Below are 16,614 nucleotides of genomic sequence, written 5' to 3'. Positions count from 1 at the left end.
GCAGCGGGTTGAGGACACTGGCGGCGACGACGTCGCGACCGCAGGAGGCAGGGGCGCCAACCTGGGAGAGCTCACCCGTGCAGGCTTCCCCGTCCCGCCCGGATTCGTCATCCTCACTGGCAGCGGCCGGTCCGGTACCTCTACGGCTCCGAATCAGTCTCAGCGACGTTTAGAGACTAGGACCAGGAAGTGACTATGAGTGTTCAACACGAATCCGGCCGCAATGGAGCGGCCACGCTGCGGCGGCACGTCCTTCCGACGGAACTGGGCTCCTGCACGGTGCGGGTCCAGCAGGGCACCGGAAGCCGGTGTCCCGCGCCCGGCACAGCGGATGTCTACCTTCACGGCGCCGCGGGATCCTGGACTTCCTTCCCGCCGTTATTATCCGCGGCGCCAGCCCATGACCGTGTGCTGATTGATCTGCCGGGCTGGGGCGAATCCACGAAGGGTGCCCGGCTGGAGCATTTCAGCATCGAGGCGATGGCACAGGTTGTCACCGAAGTTTTGAACTCGCTCGGCTACCGGCGGTGGAACCTGGTGGGCCACTCCATGGGAGGCTTCCTGGCATTGCACATTGCCGCGGCCTGGCCGGAGAGGACGGCCAGCGTCGCCACCATTTCGGCCACTACATTCGGCGTGTCCGAGGCGGCCCGGCGGCCTCTGCACAGCCTTTCAAGCTTCCCGACGTTTGTCGGCCTGCTGCTGCTCATGCGCTCCATGGCGGCCCTGGGCCCGGCGGGGCCGGCGCTGGTCCGTGCAGTCGGCAGCACACCCGTGACGGGACTGGTATTGTCCCCCTTCTTCGCAGAACCCGCAACCATCCCGGCGGGCGTGCTTCGCGGGCTCGGCGACGACGCCCGGCCGGCCAGCTTCTCCGCAGCAGTCCGGGCCGCGGCGCACTACGACTTTGGCCAGTGGCGCGGCATCAGCTGCCCGGTACTCGCGACGCGCGGGGACAGCGATTTGTTCACGCCTCCTTCTGACCTGAACCGGCTGGCCGAAATAGTCCCGCACGCCCAGCTCGTCACGATCCCGCGTTGCGGACACTTCGCCAATATCGAGCGGCCCGAGTACCTGCAACGGCTGCTCGATGACCTGCGGTCGCCATGAAGTGTCCGCTAAAGATGAATGCCCTGGGCCCGGGAGGGGTCCGCGGAGGAAGGTAGCGAAGGCATGGTTGCAGCGTTGTCGGGCAAGGTCGCCTTGGTAGCAGGGGCCACGCGCGGCGCGGGCCGCGGCACCGCCGTCGCCCTCGGCGAGGCGGAAGCGGTGGTGTACTGCACCGGCCGCACGACCTCCAGCCACCGCTCCGACTACAACCGGCCCGAGACGATCGATGAGACGGCCGGCCTCGTCAGCGCCGCGGGCGGCACCGGGATCGCCGTCGCGGTCGACCATCTCGTACCGTCCGAGGTCGAAGCCCTGGTCCAAAGGATCGACGAGGAACAAGGCCGGCTGGATATCCTGGTCAACGACATCTGGGGTGGCGAGGACTTCATTGAATGGAACACGCCGCTCTGGGCGCACAATCTGGACGCCGGGCTGCAGATGCTCCACCTTGGCCTCGACACCCACCTCATCACCAGCCACTTCGCGCTCCCGCTGCTCGCCCGCCGCCCCGGCGGCCTGGTGGTGGAGATGACCGACGGCACCGGCGAGTACAACGCGCGGCACTACCGGGTGTCGGTGTTTTACGATCTCGTCAAGACCGCGGTGCTCCGCCTGGCGTTCAGCCAGGCCGAGGAGCTGAAGTTGTCCGGGTGCACGGCGCTGGCACTGACGCCCGGCTGGATGCGCTCCGAGATGATGCTCGAACACTTCGGCGTCACCGAGGCGAACTGGCGGGAAGCCGCCAGCACGCAACCGCATTTTGCCGCGATCTCGGAAAGCCCGCTGTTCGTCGGGCGCGCGGTCGCGGCCCTGGCGGCGGACCCCAACGTGCTCAGCCGCACGGGCGGCTCATATTCCTCCGGAGCGCTGGCGCGCGAGTACGGTTTCACCGACACCGACGGCTCGCAGCCGGACTGCTGGAGATACCTCGTCGAAGTCCAGGAAGCGGGACTCGACGCCGATGCCGCCGGCTACCGCTGACCGCTGACTCCGGGCCCCCACCCTCGTGCGCCGGCGGCAGCCAGCCCGGGCACAGCGCGGGCGGACAAGGCCCCACCCCGGCGGAAGGACTACGATCTGGAGCATGAAGCAGACGTGGGAACCATCCCAGGACGGCGTCCTGGTTCTTCCGTCCGGCCGGAGCGTCCGCGGCCGGGGGCTGCACTACGCGCTGCCCGAGGGCCCGCTGCCTGATTTCGGCCTCTACCTGCTGGGCAAACAGCCGCCCCGGGTGGAGTGGGAGTCCAGATGGCTGCTGTGGCCCGACCTGCGGCTGCCGGCCGACGAGCATGACGCCTTCGACGCATTCCGCGAGGCCTGGCGCCGGGCGGCGGCCGAGCGGGTTGAAGTGGCCTGCTGGCGCGGCATCGGCAGGACCGGAACCGCACTGGCCTGCATCGCCATCCTGGACGGAGTCCCGCCCGCCCAGGCGGTGTCCTACGTCAGGCGCAAGTACCGGCGTCGGACGGTGGAGACTCCGGGGCAGCGGCGGTACGTCGCCCGCTTTCACGCGGACACGCCGTAGGCCGGCTCAGTAGGCCAGGTCAAACAGTGACGACGGCCTTGCCGCGGAGGTGGCCATCGCGCAGGTCCCGGATTGCCGCCGGAGCGTCCGCCAGGGCATAGCACTTGCCGATAACCGGGGTCACCGCGCCCGCCTCGATGAGCCCGGTCAGGAACCGGAGGTCCTCCGCGCGCTCTGCGGACATGACGCCCGTGAGCCGCTGGCCGACAAACACGGAGAGCAGAGCCGCGCCGAGCGAGCGTCCAATGCCTCCGGCCAGCCGCCCTCCGCCTTCCCCGCCGACGATCGCGAGCGTTCCCTTCGGCTTGAGCGCCCGCCGGAGGACGGCGACCGGGCGGTTGCCGGCGGTGTCGACAATGAGGTCGAACTGCCTGGCCCCGTCCGCGAAGTCGTCATGTTTGTAGTCGATGACATGGTCCGCGCCGATCGAGCGGACCAGATCGGTTTTCGCAGTACTGCACACCCCCGTCACCTGCGCCCCGAACGCCTTGGCGAGCTGCACCGCATACGCGCCGACACCGCCGGCCGCGCCGATGACGAGGACCTCCTGCCCGGCCTGGACCCTGCCGGCGTCCCGGAGCGCCTGGAGGGCCGTGACGGCGGAGATCGGGACGGCGGCGGCCTGCTCGAAGCTGAGGTTCTTGGGCTTCAGCGCGAGCCGGGCTTCCTTTGCGCACGCGTATTCGGCGAAGGATCCCTCGCAGGTGCCGTACACCTCATCCCCCGCGCGAAAGCCGACGACGTTCCGGCCGACAGCCTCCACCTGGCCCGCCACGGCCCGGCCCCGGATGCGGGTCTTCGGTTTCCTCAGCCCGTAGCCGACCGCACGGGTCAGGTACGGAAGCCCCGTCATGAGGTGCCAGACGCCCTGGTCGACGCCGGCGGCCCGTACCCGGATCAGCACGTCGTCATCGCCGGGCACGGGGGCTTCGGTCTCGCGCAGTTCCAGCACTTCAACGGAACCGTAAACATCCTGAACGATCGCTTTCATGGTGTTTCTCCTTCAAAGTCGGGGTATTGGAAGACGTCATCGAGCGGAACTTTGAGAACGTGGGCGATCTGGAACGCCAGTTCAAGCGACGGCGAGTAGCGGCCTTGTTCAATCGCGATGACCGTCTGGCGGGTCACACCGATACGTTCGGCGAGCTCCGCCTGGGTCAGCTCGCCGCTTTCGAAGCGCAGGCGCCGGATGGAGTTGGTGACCCGGGTCGGCTTCACCACGGCTGGAAGCCCTTGCGGTAGGCGACCACCTTGGCCACGGATCCCAGGATTGCCGAAAGGACGAAGGCCAGGTAGATGACGTTGGCGATCCAGAAGTGGTCGAGCTCGGCCATGGCCAGGAGGAGCGCCGTCACGGCCCCGACGACGAGGAAGGACTGGCCGATGTACTCGCCGAAGCGGTAGATCTCCTTGTCCCGCTGGTCTTTCATGCCGGCGTCCTTGGCGGACAGGGCCCGGATCGCCAGATGGAGCACGATCGAGAGGCCGATCGAAGCGCCGACCGTCCACAGCAGCGGCGCCACGTACGGCACTTCCGTGAGCGGCATGGTGCCGGCCAGACCAAGAACGACGGCGAGGTACGCGGTGTAGGTTGCGGCCGCAAGCACCCCCATGATCCAGGCGCTCTTTTCTTCAAATGACATCTGCCGCTCCCGCGCAACCAAATCGATGTAAAACAAACCTGACATCCTAAAAGTAAAGAAAACCTGACATGGTGTCAAGAGTTTTCGACTCGCTTTAGGTTTGGGTCCGACGGCGGCGACCGTGCCGCCCTCGATCCGACCGCGCTTGGTCCCCGCGCGGAGTTTCCCCACCTTTGCCACCACGACGCCGGCACGCGCCGCCATCGCGGGACCACACGCCGCAAGGCCCCGCCAAAGGTGGGGAATCCCGGCGGCGGGGACGCCGCACAGTCTGAAATCAAAGACACGAAGTACCCGTGAGACTCATCACAGCAAGGCCGGACATGGTCTGCTGGATAGCGATCCCCCTCCCAATGACGAGAAGGTATTCGCATGCAACAAGCCCAAACCGCCACGAAGCCGGCACCTGACGAAGCAGGCACCGGCAGCGCCGTCACCACCGTCGGCGCAGCCGTTGACTCCGTACTCAGCCGGGGACTCAACGTCCGCCACATCCGCTTCATGGCGCTGGGATCGGCGATCGGCACGGGGCTTTTCTACGGCTCCGCCTCCGCCATCCAGAAGGCCGGGCCCGCCGTCTTGCTTGCCTACATGATCGGCGGCGCCGCAGTCTTCATGGTGATGCGGGCCCTGGGCGAAATGGCGGTGCGGCACCCGGTATCCGGGTCCTTCGGCCAGTACGCGAGCCGTTACCTGGGGCCGCTGGCCGGGTTCGTGACCGGCTGGACCTATGTCTTCGAGATGGCGATCGTGGCCATCGCGGATGTCACGGCCTTCAGCATCTACATGGGATTCTGGTTCCCCGACGTGGAGCGCTGGGTCTGGATCCTGGCCATCATCTTCTTCCTGGCGGCCCTGAACCTGCTCAGCGTCAAGGTGTTCGGTGAGCTGGAATTCTGGTTCTCCCTGATCAAGGTTGCGGCCATCATCGCCATGATCGCGGGTGGGGCGGCGATCATCGTCTTCGGTTTCCAGGCCGGCGGCGCCACCGTGGCGCCCGGGCTTGGCAACCTCGTGGACCACGGGGGCGTGTTCCCCAACGGGTTCGAAGGGCTCCTGGCCTCCTTCGCCGTCGTGATGTTCGCGTTCGGCGGCATAGAAACCCTCGGCATCACCGCCGGTGAAGCCGCCGACCCGAAAAAGGTCATCCCCAAGGCAGTCAACACCGTTCCCGTCCGGGTCCTGCTGTTCTATGTGCTGACCCTCGGCGTGCTGATGAGCCTGTTCCCGTGGGATGAAATTGGCAGCAACGGCAGCCCCTTCGTGCAGATCTTCAGCGGTCTGGGCATCCCGGCAGCGCCCCACATCCTCAACGCCGTCGTGATCACGGCGGCGCTCTCGGCAGTCAACAGCGACATCTTCGGCGCCGGCCGGATCCTCTTCGGCCTTGCCCGGCAGGGCCACGCCCCGGCGAGCTTCGGCAAGGTCTCCCGTCACGGGGTGCCGTGGATGACCGTGGTGATGATGACCGGCATCCTGCTGGTGGGAGTGGTCCTGAACGCCGTGATCCCGGAGGACGTCTTCCTGCTGATCGCCTCGATCGCCACCTTCGCCACCGTGTGGGTCTGGGCCATGATCCTGGCCTCCCATGTCGCCATGAAACGCGAGATCGCCCGCAAGTCCCTGCCGGCGTCGGAGTTCCCCTCACCGTGGTGGCCCGCCGCCTCCGTGCTGACCATCGCGTTCATGGCCCTCGTGATCGTGATTCTGGGCGTCTTCGAGGACACGCGCGTGGCGCTGTACGTGGGCGCCGTCTGGCTCGGCGTCCTGGTACTCGCCTACCGGCTCTGGGTCCGCGGCCACGGCCGGGCGCGGGCGGAACTCGTGGATGAAACGGCCCAGCTCCCGCAGGTTCCCGCCGGGCGGTAAACGGCGCCTCCCCCTCAGGGGCCGCTCCCGGGAGTGGCCCCGCGGGGTTAAGATCAGGCATGGTCCCCGTGCCCAACGTCCTCGCCTTTGCCCTCGCCTCCCTCGTGCTCATCGCCGTCCCGGGGCCCAGCGTGCTGTTCGTGATCGGACGGACCCTGGCCCTGGGACGCAGGGGCGGGCTGTTGAGCGTCCTGGGGAACGCTGCCGGCGAGGTGGTGCAGATCGCCGCCGTGGCCCTGGGCGTCGGCGTGGTGCTGGCCCAGTCCGTGCTGCTGTTCAGCGTGGTGAAATTCGCGGGCGCCGCCTATCTTGTCTACCTCGGGATCCAGGCGATCCGGCACCGGGGCGGCGGACCGGCGACGGCATCGTCCTCGAACCCGTCCTCGACCGCCCGCGTGCTCCGGGAGGGCTTCATCGTGGGTGCGACCAACCCCAAGTCGATTGTGTTCTTCGTGGCCGTGCTTCCGCAGTTCGTGGACTACTCCGCCGGCGCGATTCCGGTGCAGCTCGGAACCCTGGGGGCCATCTTCTTGCTGATTGCCCTGGTCTCAGACAGCACGTGGTCCCTCGCGGCGGGAACGGCCCGGCACTGGTTTGCCCGCTCGCCCCGGCGGATCGCCGCGCTCAGCACCACCGGCGGCGTGATGATGATCGGCCTGGGCGGCACGCTCGCGCTCGTGGGCAACTCTGCGGAGTTCCAGCCGGGCAATTAGCCGGGCAACCCGGCCGGCAAGCGAGCCGCAACCCAGCCGTGCCGGCGACCGGCTACCGCGCGGACCAGCCGCCGTCCATCGTGTAGCTGGCGCCGGTGACCATGCCGGCGTCGTCCGATGCCAGCCACGCCACGAGGGACGCCACTTCCTCGGGTTCCACCAGCCGCTTGACCGCCGATTCGGTCAGCATGATCTTTGCGAGGACCTCGGACTCCGGAATGCCGTGCACCTTGGCCTGGTCCGCGATCTGCGACTCCACCAGGGGTGTCCGGACGTAGCCGGGGTTGATGCAGTTGGACGTGACTCCGTGCGCCCCGCCTTCGAGTGCCGTCACCTTACTCAGGCCTTCCAGTCCGTGCTTGGCCGAAACATAGGCGCTCTTGAACGGCGAGGCCCGCAGCCCGTGCACGGAGGACAGGTTGATGATCCGGCCGAAGTTGTTGGCGTACATGTGCGGCAGCGCGGCCCGGATCAGCAGGAACGGCGCCTCGAGCATGAGGGTGATGATGCGGCGGAAGTCGGCCGGATCGAACTCCTCGATGGGGCTGATGCGCTGGATTCCGGCGTTGTTCACCAGGATGTCGCAGTCCAGGCTGAGCGTCTGGAGGGATTCAACGTCAAGTAGGTTGACGGCCCACACAGTGCCGCCGACCTCGTCGGCGAGTGCTGCGGCGGCGGACTCGTCCACGTCCGCGATCACCACTTTGGCCCCGCGTGCCGCCAGGGCGCGGACGCTGGCTGCGCCGATCCCGCCGGCGCCGCCGGTGACCAGGGCCTTGCGTCCGTTCAGCGTGTTTTCCATAACTCAGCCTTCCATATCTAAAGATTCGATGAGGCGGCCGGCTCCAGCGTGGCTGGAGCCGGCCCAAACTCAAGCGGCCCAGTTACTCAAGCAGCCCAGTAACGCAAGCGGCCCAGTTACTCAAGCAGCCCAGTAACGCAAGCGGCCCAGTAACGCAAGCAGCTCAGCGCATGGCTGCTACGGGCAGGCCTTCGCGTTCGGCGTCGGCCCGGTCCACGTCCTCCAGTGCGATGCCCTTGGTTTCCTTCAGGCTAAGCACTGCCACGGTGGTGATGGCGCAGGCGACCACCAGGTAGATCGCGGTGGGCAGCCACGAGCCGGTGTCCTTGAGCCACTGGGTGGCCAGGAGCGGCGCCAGCGAACCGGCGAAGATCGAGGTGACCTGCGAGCCCAGGGAGACCCCGGCATAGCGCATCCTGGTCGGGAAAAGCTCCGACATCAGGGCCGGCTGGCCGGCATACATGAAGGCGTGCAGGCACAGGCCGATCGTGACGGCCAGGACGATGATCACCGGATTGCGGGTATCGAACATCGGGAAGGCGAAGAACGGCCAGGTGGCGCCGGCGATGGCCCCGACAAGGTAGACCGGCTTCCGGCCCCAGCTGTCCACGAGGCGCCCGACCTGCGGGATGACCAGGAAGTGGATGACGTGGGCGATCAGCAGGGCCAGCAGCAGCGAGGAGGTGTCGTACTTGTGCACGGACTTCAGGTAGACGATCGCGAAGCTGACCACGAGGTAGTACATGATGTTTTCCGCGAACCGGAGGCCCATGGCCTGCAGGATGCCCTTGGGGTATTTGCGGATGACTTCACGGACGCCGTAGCTGACAGACTGCTCTTCCTCCAGCTGGGCCTTGGCCTCGAGGAAGATGGGCGATTCGGAGACGTGGGTGCGGATGTAGTAACCGACGAACACGATCACGGCGGAGAGCCAGAACGCCACACGCCAGCCCCAGCTGAGGAAGTCGGCGGCGCTGAGCACGTTGGACATGATGAACAGGACCAGGGTGGCCAGCAGGTTGCCCACGGGAACGGCGGCCTGGGGCCAGCTGGACCAGAAGCCGCGGGACTTGTTGGGGCTGTGCTCGGCGACGAGCAGAACAGCGCCGCCCCATTCGCCGCCGAGGGCGAAGCCCTGGATGAAGCGCAGGAAGACCAGCAGCGCCGGGGCCAGGTAGCCGATGGAGGCGAAGCCCGGGAGGCAGCCCATCAGGAAGGTGGAGACACCGATGATGATGATGGTCAGCTGCAGGGTGGGCTTGCGGCCGAGCTTGTCGCCGATCTGGCCGAAGACAATGCCGCCCAGCGGGCGGGCCACGAAACCGACGGCGTAGGTCAGGAACGCCTGGATGATGCCGTCCAGCTCGTTGCCGGTGGCGGGGAAGAAGTACTTGCCGAACACCAGGGTGGCGGCGGTGGCATAGAGGAAGAATTCGTACCACTCGACGACGGTTCCCACCATCGAAGCTGCGACGATTTTCTTGAGCCCGGAACCCTTGGATGCGGGTGCTGCGGGGGTTGTTGCAGAGCGTTCGTTTACGCTCATCTGGTTCTCCTTAGTGTCATCGGTGACACGCGCTGTGACGCACAGCACTGAAATGGCTCCATTGAGTATTGCCGCACATTTACGGCGATTCAATGGCCAAACTGGCACCCGGCATGTGCAGAATTGCAGATATGAACGCCAATCCCGATGACCTGTTGGTCCTGCTCGCGGTGTCCCGTTCGGCGAAATTTACGACGGCGGCCCAGACTCTCGGACTGAACCACACCACCGTCTCCCGGCGGATCGCTGCGCTGGAGAAGGCGCTGGGCGGCCGCGTGCTCTCGCGCGCGTCCGGCGGCTGGGAGCTCACCGAGCTCGGTGCCGAGGCCGTGCGGGTGGCCGAGCAGGTCGAGAGTGCCGTGCGCACCCTGGAGCAGCCCGGGCACACCCCGGACCCCATCACCGGCGTCGTCCGGATGACCGCGACGGACGGCTTCAGCGCCTACATCGCCGCCCCGGCCGTGGCCCGGCTCCGCCGCGACCATCCCGGCCTCAGCGTGGAGATCATCACCGTGACGCGCCGGGCGCTCCAGCAGCGTTCCGGCCTGGACATCGAAGTGGTGGTCGGCGAGCCGCAGGTGCACCGGGCAGAGGCCGCGCAGCTCGGCGAGTACATGCTGGGAATGTACGCCTCCCGCGGCTATCTGGCCGAGTACGGCACCCCGGCCAACGTGGAGGAACTGACGGCCCACTCGCTGGTCTATTTCGTGGATTCGATGCTGCAGGTGGACGATCTGGACGCCCCGCGTCGGCTGGTGCCCACAATGCGGGACGGGCTGAGCTCCACCAACGTCTTTGTCCACGTGGAGGCCACCCGCGCCGGCGCCGGGATCGGGTTCCTGCCCTGCTTCGCGGCCGACCTGCATCCGGACCTCGTCCGGCTCCTGCCCGAGGAATTCGCGGAGCTGCTCCCCTACTGGATGGTGCTCCGGCCCGATTCGATGCGCCGGCCGGCAGTGGCAGCCCTCGTGCAGGCACTGCGGGAACAGACCGCGGCGCACCGCGATGCCCTGCTGGGGCGGGGAGCCACCACATCGATTGCTCCGTAGGCGCCGTTATGGTGCCGCAAAAAGGGCGTTACGGAGCAGTCGGCGGCTCAGCAAGGGTCTCAGCAGGCGGTTCAGCCGGGGTTGAACGTGCCGGGTCGTGGCGGACGGCGGCGCCTGCCGCGAACGCCCGCACCTTCCCGTCGTTCCAGATGTGGGCCGGCACCGCTCCGCCGAGCAGGCGCCGCGCGAGGCCGGGATCGTCGTCGAACGGGCTGTCGCTGCCGGCCATGATCATGTTGCCGTAACGCCGGCCCTTGAGCATGGCCGGATCCGCGATGATCACGGTGTGGGCAAAGGCGTCGGCGATGGTGGCGGCGTCTTCGCGGGCATTCCTGAGGTCAGGGGCGTCGCCGGAGTTCACCACGTAGATCCCGCCGGGTGCCAAGACGCGCTTGGCGTGCTCGGTGAATTCCCGGGTTGTCAGCGGCCGCGGGGTCAGCGAGCCTGCGAAGACGTCGCGGATGATCAGGTCCCGGGTCTGCGGGGTCAGGCTCTCGGTGACTTCCCGGGCTTCTCCCACGCGCAGGCGCAGCAGCGGGGCCTTGGGCAGGTCAAACCAGCCACGGACGTAGTCGGCGAGCTTGCCGTCCAGCTCCACCACCACCTGGCGGGCGTCCGGATAGGCGGCGTGGAAGTAGCGGGCCAGTGAGCATGCTCCCCCGCCGAGGTGCAGGGCGCGGAGCTTTGGCTTCGAATCGCGCGGCCAGCGCGACTCGACAAGGGCGGCGATCCAGCGCATGTATTCAAAGTCCAGGAACAACGGGTCTGCGAGATCAATGTGCGAGCTCATGACCCCGTTGATGCGCAGGAGCCAGCCGGTGGAATTGTCCTGGTCCGGGATCAGCTCGCAGTCCCCCGTGTCGATGTAGTACACCCCGGCCACAGGACCGGCCGGCCGGGAACCTTTGGGCACTTCCACCACTCCGGGTTCCGCGGTTCCGGTGCTTCGCCCCCTGCCCCGCTTGGCCATCAGCTATCCCCCGCATTGTGCATGTTTCAACCCTAGTTCACCGGCAGTGGTTCACCGGCAGGGGTGCCCCGGACCCCGATCCCCGGCTGGAGTGGCCCCGCGCGGCCGGACGCTGGCCGTCCGCTGGCCGTCCGCGGGACCAAAGCCCCTACCCATTCCCGGATCGCAGGGTTCTACTGGGGCTGCACATACTGCCGGGCGAGGGGGTGCGTCCGCCGAGCCGGGAGGAAAAATGTCGGCACCCGCAGGGCAGCAGGGCGGCATCGTGGCGGTCGGCTACGGCGGGTCCGAGGCCGCCCAACTCGCCGTTCGCTGGGCCGCCGGCTACGCGGCCGCCGCCGGCCTGAACCTCCGGGTGGTCCATGCCTGGGTGTGGCCGGTCTTCACCAAGAACCTGGGCCCTGTCAAAGGCGTGGCCGGCAGCGGGCTGCGGCACTCCGCGGAAGCCATCCTCGCCGAGGGCATCGAACTGGCCCGCGCCACCGCCCTCGAAGCGGCCGGAGCCGCGCCGCCCGGCGTCGAGGGTGCCGTTCCCGATCGTGCCGTTCCCGAAAATGCGACGGAACACGCGGCCCCCGCCGTCGACGGCGTCATGGAGGCCGGGCTCCCGGCACCGGTGCTGCGCGACGCTGCCCGGGACGCACGGCTGCTGGTGGTGGGCAGCCGTGGCCTTGGCGCCGTCCTGGGCCAGGTGGCCGGCTCGGTCTGCATCGATCTGGCCGGATCGGCACCCTGCCCGGTGATGGTGATCCGGCGCCCGCGCCGCCCGCATCACCCGGTCGTCGTGGGAGTTGACGCCTCGCCCCGCAGCCCAGCCACCGTGGCCGAGGCCATCGCGCTGGCCGAAGTCCTCGGCGCCCCGCTGCAGCTCGTCCACGTGGATCCGCTCCGGGCCGGGGCACGGGAGGAGCACGGCCGCCATGCCCGGCTCCACGGCCAGGAGCTGCTGGACCGGGCCGTCGCTGAGGCCCGCGGGCTGGCATCCGGCCTGGAGGTTTCCGGGGCCCTGCGCGAGGGCCATGGTGCCAGGGAGCTGCTCGACGCCGCGGACGACGCCGACGTCCTGGTGCTCGGGACCCACAACCCCTCGGCAGGACCGGGGAACACGGTCTCCGCCGTGCTGCACAAGGCGCACTGCAACGTGCTGGTCACCCGCTAGCCGCCGCAAATGTAACCAATTCGGACCTGGGGATGCTGCAGAGAAGGAGGCCGCGGTGCGAGCCTGGCGAGTTGGACTTCCGGGGCCCATGTCCAGCGGTCCCCTCGTCGCCGCCGACTGCCCGGATCCTGTGCCGGGACGCGGAGAGGTCCTGCTGAAAGTGCGCGTCTGCGGTGTGTGCCGCACGGACTTACACCTGGCCGAGGGCGACCTCCGGCCGCGGCACCCCGGGACCATCCCGGGACACGAGGTGGTGGGTGAGGTGATCGGACAGGGACCGGGGGCGGCCAGGTTCGGCCTCGGCGAACGGGTGGGCGTTCCCTGGCTGGGCGGCACCTGCGGCGCCTGCCGGTTCTGCGTGCGCGGCCAGGAAAACCTCTGCCTTTCCCCCACCTTTACCGGCTGGGACCGCGACGGCGGCTACGCCGAGCTCATCACGGTGGCCGAGAACTTCGCCTACCGGATCCCGGAGACGTTCAGCGACGAGGAGGCCGCGCCCCTCCTGTGCGCAGGCATCATCGGCTACCGTGCCCTGAGCCGGGCGGAGCTGCCGATCGGCGGCCGGCTGGGCATCTATGGCTTCGGCGGATCCGCGCATCTGGCAGCACAGATTGCCCTGTACCGGGGTGCCCGCGTCTACGTCATGACCCGGTCCGCGGAGGCGCGCAAGCTGGCCCTGGATCTGGGCGCCACGTTCGCCGGCGGGGCCGAGGAGCAGCCGCCGGATCCGCTGGATGCCGCGATCCTCTTTGCCCCCGCAGGCGGGCTCGTGCCGATTGCGCTGCGCGCCCTGGACCGCGGCGGGACGCTCGCCGTCGCGGGCATCCACCTGAGCGACATCCCGCCCCTGCACTACACCGACGAGCTCTTCCAGGAGCGCCAGCTGCGCAGCGTCACGGCCAACACCAGGGCCGACGGCGAGGAGTTCTTCCGGATCGCCGCCGAGATCCCGCTCCGTCCCACCACCGTGGCCTACCCGTTCGAGGCCGCGGACCAGGCCCTGCGGGACCTCGCGGAGGACCGGATCACGGGGGCGGCCGTGCTGCACATGGAGCCGACCTAGCCCGGGTGGTCCCGCGCCCGCCGCCGTCGAAATCGCCGGAACGGTGCGGGCTCGCCTGACACACAGGGACGTTGCGGCGATCTGGCAGGTATCCGGCGAACTCGCGGCGACGCGGGCGCAAAGAGCGTCGAAGTAGGATTCAGTAGTGAAGGACAGGCCGTCGAAGGCAGAACTTTCGTGAAATTCGTGCTGCGGTATCCGCTCGTCACGGGGACATTCCTTGCGCTGCTGGCGGTGGTGGCCATGTTGGCCGCTGGCCACGAAGGCATAGCCCGGGTCGCCGCGAGCGCCTATGCCCTGACCGTGGCGGCCTACCTCGCCGTCGGGATGGCGCGCCGGCTGGCAGGTGGGCAGTGGGGCATCGACATCCTGGCCGTGACCGCAATCGTCAGCACGGTGCTGGTAGGTGAGTACATCGCCTCGATGATTATCGTCCTCATGCTCGCCGGCGGTACGGCCCTCGAAGACTACGCCGCCGGGCGGGCCAGGGGCGAACTCACCGCGTTGCTCGAACGCGTCCCGCAGACGGCACACCGGGAGCGCAACGGCAGCGCCGCCGCCGGAACCCCCACAGACGGCCAGAACGAGGACGTCGCCGCCACCGACGTCGAGATCGGGGACATCCTGCTGGTCAGGCCCGGCGAGGTGGTCCCGCTGGACGGCGTCCTGCTCTCCGATTCCGGGTCGTTCGATGAATCCTCACTCACAGGGGAAAGCCTGCCGGTGGAACGGTCCGCCGGGGACGGCCTCATGAGCGGGTCGTTGAACGGTGAGGTCGCGGTCCGAATGCGCGTCACGGCACGCGTGGAGGATTCGCAATACAGCAGGATCGTCGCCCTCGTTAAGGAGGCGGCGGATAGCAAGGCTCCCATGGTCCGGCTGGCCGACCGCTATGCCGTTCCGTTCACCGCCCTCGCGTACGTTCTCGGCGCCGTGGGCTGGATCGTCAGCGGCAGCCCGGAACGATTCGCCGAGGTCCTCGTTGTGGCCACCCCGTGCCCCCTGCTGATCGCCGCGCCGGTGGCGTTCCTCGGCGGGATGAGCCGCGCCGCGCGCTCCGGCATCATCGTCAAGTACGCCGGAGTGCTCGAACAGCTAAGCCGGATCAAGACGGCCGCCTTCGACAAGACTGGAACCCTCACGTACGGCCGCCCGGCCCTGGTCGGCATCCGGACCGCCGGGAGCCGCACGGCCGACGAGGTCCTCCAGTTGGCGGCGTCCGCTGAACAGTATTCTTCGCACGTCCTGGCCGCATCGGTGATGGACGCGGCCAGGAACCGCGGGATGGCCTTCTCGTCCGCCACCGAGGCCACGGAAGTCGCCACCCACGGGGTGCGGGCCCGGTTCAACGGCCGGGACGTCGTGGTGGGCAAGCCGGCGTTCGTGGCGGAGTGGGCATCCGGCGTGACGGAGGCGAAGCTCACCAGCGGCGAGCTCGCCATTTACGTCGGTGCCGGCGGCGAATTCGTGGGCTCGCTCGTGATGAGCGATCCCATCCGCAACGAGGCCCGCCGCACCCTCGGCGAGCTCAAGGCGCTGGGCGTGGGCCGGACGGTCATGCTGACCGGCGACGCGCTCGCCACGGCCCGGCACATCGCGGAGGAGGCCGGGCTCTCAGACATCCGCGCCGAGTGCCTCCCGCCGGACAAGGTCGAGGCCGTCAAATCGCTGCCGGACCGTCCGGTCATGATGGTCGGCGACGGCGTCAACGATGCCCCGGTCCTGGCGGTCGCCGACGTCGGAATCGCCATGGGCGCCCGCGGCTCGACGGCGGCCGGCGAATCCGCCGACGTCGTGATCATCCTCGACGACCTCTCCAAGGTGGCGTCGGCCGTCCGGATCGGACGGCGCACCGTGCAGGTGGCCCTGCAGAGCATCTGGATCGGCATCGGGCTGAGCGTGGTCCTCATGCTGGCCGCCGCCGCGGGGTACGTGCCGGCCATCGCCGGCGCACTGACCCAGGAACTGGTGGATCTCGCCACGATCCTGAACGCCCTGCGCGCCCTCGGCCCCGGCCGCCGTCGAAATCGCCGGAAAGCTGCGGGTTCGCCGGGACGTTACGGCGATGTGGCCGGTATCCGGCGAACTCGCGGCTACCGGGACACTGGAGCTAGTCGTTGGCGGCGCTGATCCCGAACTGGCTCTTCAGCCGCACGCGGGCGCCGCGCTCAACCAGCGTGGGTATGTATGTCCTGATCCGGCCTTCGTTCAGGGCGTCGAATTCCTCGCCTACAATCCCGGCGATGTGCATCCGCGGAACGTGCGGAAACCGGGCGGCCAGGCGGTCGACAACCTGATCAATGCTGGGTTCTTTCGCATCGTCAGTCACTCCTTCAGTGTGGGGCGGAGCGGTCCCGGCGTCAACGAAATCCTCAGCCGGCAGGCGGAGGCGGCAACGGGCCCAGGCTCCGCAGGTACGTGCCAAAGCCGTGCGGTGCCCGGGCGTGGGTCCGGCCGGAGGTCAGGACCCGGGTGCTGTCCGTCGCCGTGACCGTAAAGGCGCGGCTGCGGAGGCTGTGCACCAGGGTCCGGTCTTCTTCGGACGTGACCCGTGCGAACCCGCCGGCGGTCAGGTAGGCCGAGGCCCGGACCCCGAAATTCGCGCCGTAGATGTGGGGATGGTCCTCGTGGAAGGGGTGACGTTCGCGCCAGCGCCGGAGCAGCTCAGGGTCCATCCCGGCGGGGTCCGGTTCCACGGATCCAAGCACAGCGTCGGCCCCGGCTTCGGCGAACTCTAGCTGGCGCACCAGCCAGTTCTCCGGCACCCGGGAATCGGCGTCGGTGTTGGCCAGCCAGGTCCGGCCTGCCCAGGGCGGCGGCGTCCAACGCTCGCCGGGCGGCCGCCGCCGTGGCACGCCGATGCCGGAGGCCCGGACGCCCGCGGACCGGCTGGCGCCGGCGCTGCGGCAGCTGACCTCCAGCGCGCTGATACGCGGGTCCGTGGCAGCGTAGGCAGCGGTGATGGCGGCGGAGCCATCCGTACAGCTATCCAGCACCACGGTCACGCGGGTGTCGACGTCGGGCCGGACCTTCTGCAGGGCGTCCGCGGACCGCTGAACGGCCTGCAGTGCCTGCCCAAGGTGGTCTTCTTCGTCGTGCGCGGGCATGACGACGGCGACCCGGTCGATGCGGTGCCCGCGCGGCAACGGCAACGCCGCCATCCGG

The 16,614-nt window shown here is 68.6% G+C and carries 17 protein-coding genes; 9 read left to right on the top strand and 8 right to left on the bottom strand.

Annotated elements, in window-relative coordinates; translation table 11 throughout:
• Positions 1–195: 195 nt before the first annotated feature.
• From MRBLAR12_RS15425 to MRBLAR12_RS15415, 3 genes are all read left to right on the top strand, one after another.
• Positions 196–1,110 (top strand): alpha/beta fold hydrolase, encoded by a 915-nt coding sequence (locus MRBLAR12_RS15425; protein WP_229993952.1) that lies wholly within the window; start codon positions 196–198, stop codon positions 1,108–1,110.
• A gap of 63 nt (positions 1,111–1,173) precedes the next feature.
• On the top strand, positions 1,174–2,091 hold the full coding sequence (locus MRBLAR12_RS15420; RefSeq protein WP_229993953.1) for an SDR family oxidoreductase: 918 nt from the start codon (positions 1,174–1,176) through the stop codon (positions 2,089–2,091).
• Between the two features lie 103 nt (positions 2,092–2,194).
• Entirely contained in the window at positions 2,195–2,635 is a 441-nt protein-coding gene (locus MRBLAR12_RS15415) for a protein-tyrosine phosphatase family protein (RefSeq protein WP_229993954.1), read from the top strand.
• A gap of 19 nt (positions 2,636–2,654) precedes the next feature.
• Here the strand turns inward: MRBLAR12_RS15415 and MRBLAR12_RS15410 are convergent, their stop codons facing one another.
• Genes MRBLAR12_RS15410 through MRBLAR12_RS15400 form a run of 3 tightly spaced genes read right to left on the bottom strand, consistent with a single transcriptional unit; the run spans position 2,655 to position 4,278 of the window.
• Complete coding sequence (locus MRBLAR12_RS15410; protein ID WP_229993955.1) at positions 2,655–3,626, bottom strand: NAD(P)-dependent alcohol dehydrogenase; 972 nt, start codon at positions 3,624–3,626, stop codon at positions 2,655–2,657.
• The gene (locus MRBLAR12_RS15405; RefSeq protein WP_090579051.1) at positions 3,623–3,856 is read right to left on the bottom strand and encodes a helix-turn-helix transcriptional regulator; all 234 of its coding nucleotides are present in this window, start codon (positions 3,854–3,856) and stop codon (positions 3,623–3,625) included. The genes MRBLAR12_RS15410 and MRBLAR12_RS15405 overlap by 4 nt, the downstream gene beginning before the upstream one ends.
• The gene (locus tag MRBLAR12_RS15400; RefSeq protein ID WP_364746953.1) at positions 3,850–4,278 is read right to left on the bottom strand and encodes a hypothetical protein; all 429 of its coding nucleotides are present in this window, start codon (positions 4,276–4,278) and stop codon (positions 3,850–3,852) included. Before MRBLAR12_RS15400 ends, MRBLAR12_RS15405 begins: the two co-directional genes overlap by 7 nt.
• Positions 4,279–4,650: 372 nt before the next feature.
• Here MRBLAR12_RS15400 and MRBLAR12_RS15395 point away from each other — a divergent pair, with 372 nt between their 5' ends.
• Both MRBLAR12_RS15395 and MRBLAR12_RS15390 read left to right on the top strand, forming a co-directional pair.
• A complete protein-coding gene (locus MRBLAR12_RS15395) occupies positions 4,651–6,147 on the top strand; it encodes an amino acid permease (protein WP_229993957.1) in 1,497 nt (498 codons plus the stop codon).
• Between the two features lie 59 nt (positions 6,148–6,206).
• Positions 6,207–6,860: a LysE family translocator gene (locus tag MRBLAR12_RS15390; protein WP_229993958.1), complete on the top strand. Its 654-nt coding sequence runs from the start codon at positions 6,207–6,209 to the stop codon at positions 6,858–6,860.
• Between the two features lie 52 nt (positions 6,861–6,912).
• Here MRBLAR12_RS15390 and MRBLAR12_RS15385 read toward each other — a convergent pair whose 3' ends face one another.
• A complete protein-coding gene (locus MRBLAR12_RS15385) occupies positions 6,913–7,662 on the bottom strand; it encodes a 3-hydroxybutyrate dehydrogenase (RefSeq protein ID WP_229993959.1) in 750 nt (249 codons plus the stop codon).
• 163 nt (positions 7,663–7,825) lie between these two features.
• On the bottom strand, positions 7,826–9,208 hold the full coding sequence (locus tag MRBLAR12_RS15380; RefSeq protein ID WP_364746950.1) for an MFS transporter: 1,383 nt from the start codon (positions 9,206–9,208) through the stop codon (positions 7,826–7,828).
• Between the two features lie 131 nt (positions 9,209–9,339).
• Here MRBLAR12_RS15380 and MRBLAR12_RS15375 point away from each other — a divergent pair, with 131 nt between their 5' ends.
• Positions 9,340–10,257, top strand: coding sequence for a LysR family transcriptional regulator (locus MRBLAR12_RS15375; protein ID WP_229993961.1), 918 nt, complete (start codon positions 9,340–9,342; stop codon positions 10,255–10,257).
• 28 nt (positions 10,258–10,285) lie between these two features.
• Here MRBLAR12_RS15375 and MRBLAR12_RS15370 read toward each other — a convergent pair whose 3' ends face one another.
• Positions 10,286–11,227, bottom strand: a complete 942-nt coding sequence (locus MRBLAR12_RS15370; RefSeq protein ID WP_229993962.1) for a spermidine synthase — start codon at positions 11,225–11,227, stop codon at positions 10,286–10,288.
• 232 nt (positions 11,228–11,459) lie between these two features.
• Here MRBLAR12_RS15370 and MRBLAR12_RS15365 point away from each other — a divergent pair, with 232 nt between their 5' ends.
• From MRBLAR12_RS15365 to MRBLAR12_RS15355, 3 genes are all read left to right on the top strand, one after another.
• Positions 11,460–12,386 (top strand): universal stress protein, encoded by a 927-nt coding sequence (locus MRBLAR12_RS15365; RefSeq protein WP_229993963.1) that lies wholly within the window; start codon positions 11,460–11,462, stop codon positions 12,384–12,386.
• 55 nt (positions 12,387–12,441) lie between these two features.
• Entirely contained in the window at positions 12,442–13,449 is a 1,008-nt protein-coding gene (locus tag MRBLAR12_RS15360) for a zinc-dependent alcohol dehydrogenase family protein (protein ID WP_290369362.1), read from the top strand.
• A 177-nt stretch (positions 13,450–13,626) separates the two neighbouring features.
• The gene (locus tag MRBLAR12_RS15355; protein ID WP_364746947.1) at positions 13,627–15,579 is read left to right on the top strand and encodes a heavy metal translocating P-type ATPase; all 1,953 of its coding nucleotides are present in this window, start codon (positions 13,627–13,629) and stop codon (positions 15,577–15,579) included.
• On the opposite strand, the gene MRBLAR12_RS15350 is transcribed toward MRBLAR12_RS15355, so the two are convergent.
• On the bottom strand, positions 15,560–15,778 hold the full coding sequence (locus MRBLAR12_RS15350; protein WP_229993966.1) for a three-helix bundle dimerization domain-containing protein: 219 nt from the start codon (positions 15,776–15,778) through the stop codon (positions 15,560–15,562). The two genes, MRBLAR12_RS15355 and MRBLAR12_RS15350, sit on opposite strands and share 20 nt — an antisense overlap.
• Before the next feature lie 43 nt (positions 15,779–15,821).
• The gene (locus MRBLAR12_RS15345; protein ID WP_229993967.1) at positions 15,822–16,610 is read right to left on the bottom strand and encodes a glycosyltransferase; all 789 of its coding nucleotides are present in this window, start codon (positions 16,608–16,610) and stop codon (positions 15,822–15,824) included.
• Positions 16,611–16,614 lie beyond the last annotated feature (4 nt).

It is taken from the genome of Arthrobacter sp. LAR12-1-1.1 (genome assembly GCF_040676555.1).
In the GTDB taxonomy this organism is placed as follows: Bacteria; Actinomycetota; Actinomycetes; order Actinomycetales; family Micrococcaceae; genus Arthrobacter.
Note: the sequence above shows the minus strand (reverse complement) of the source record. Positions and strands in the feature narration are given on the sequence as shown.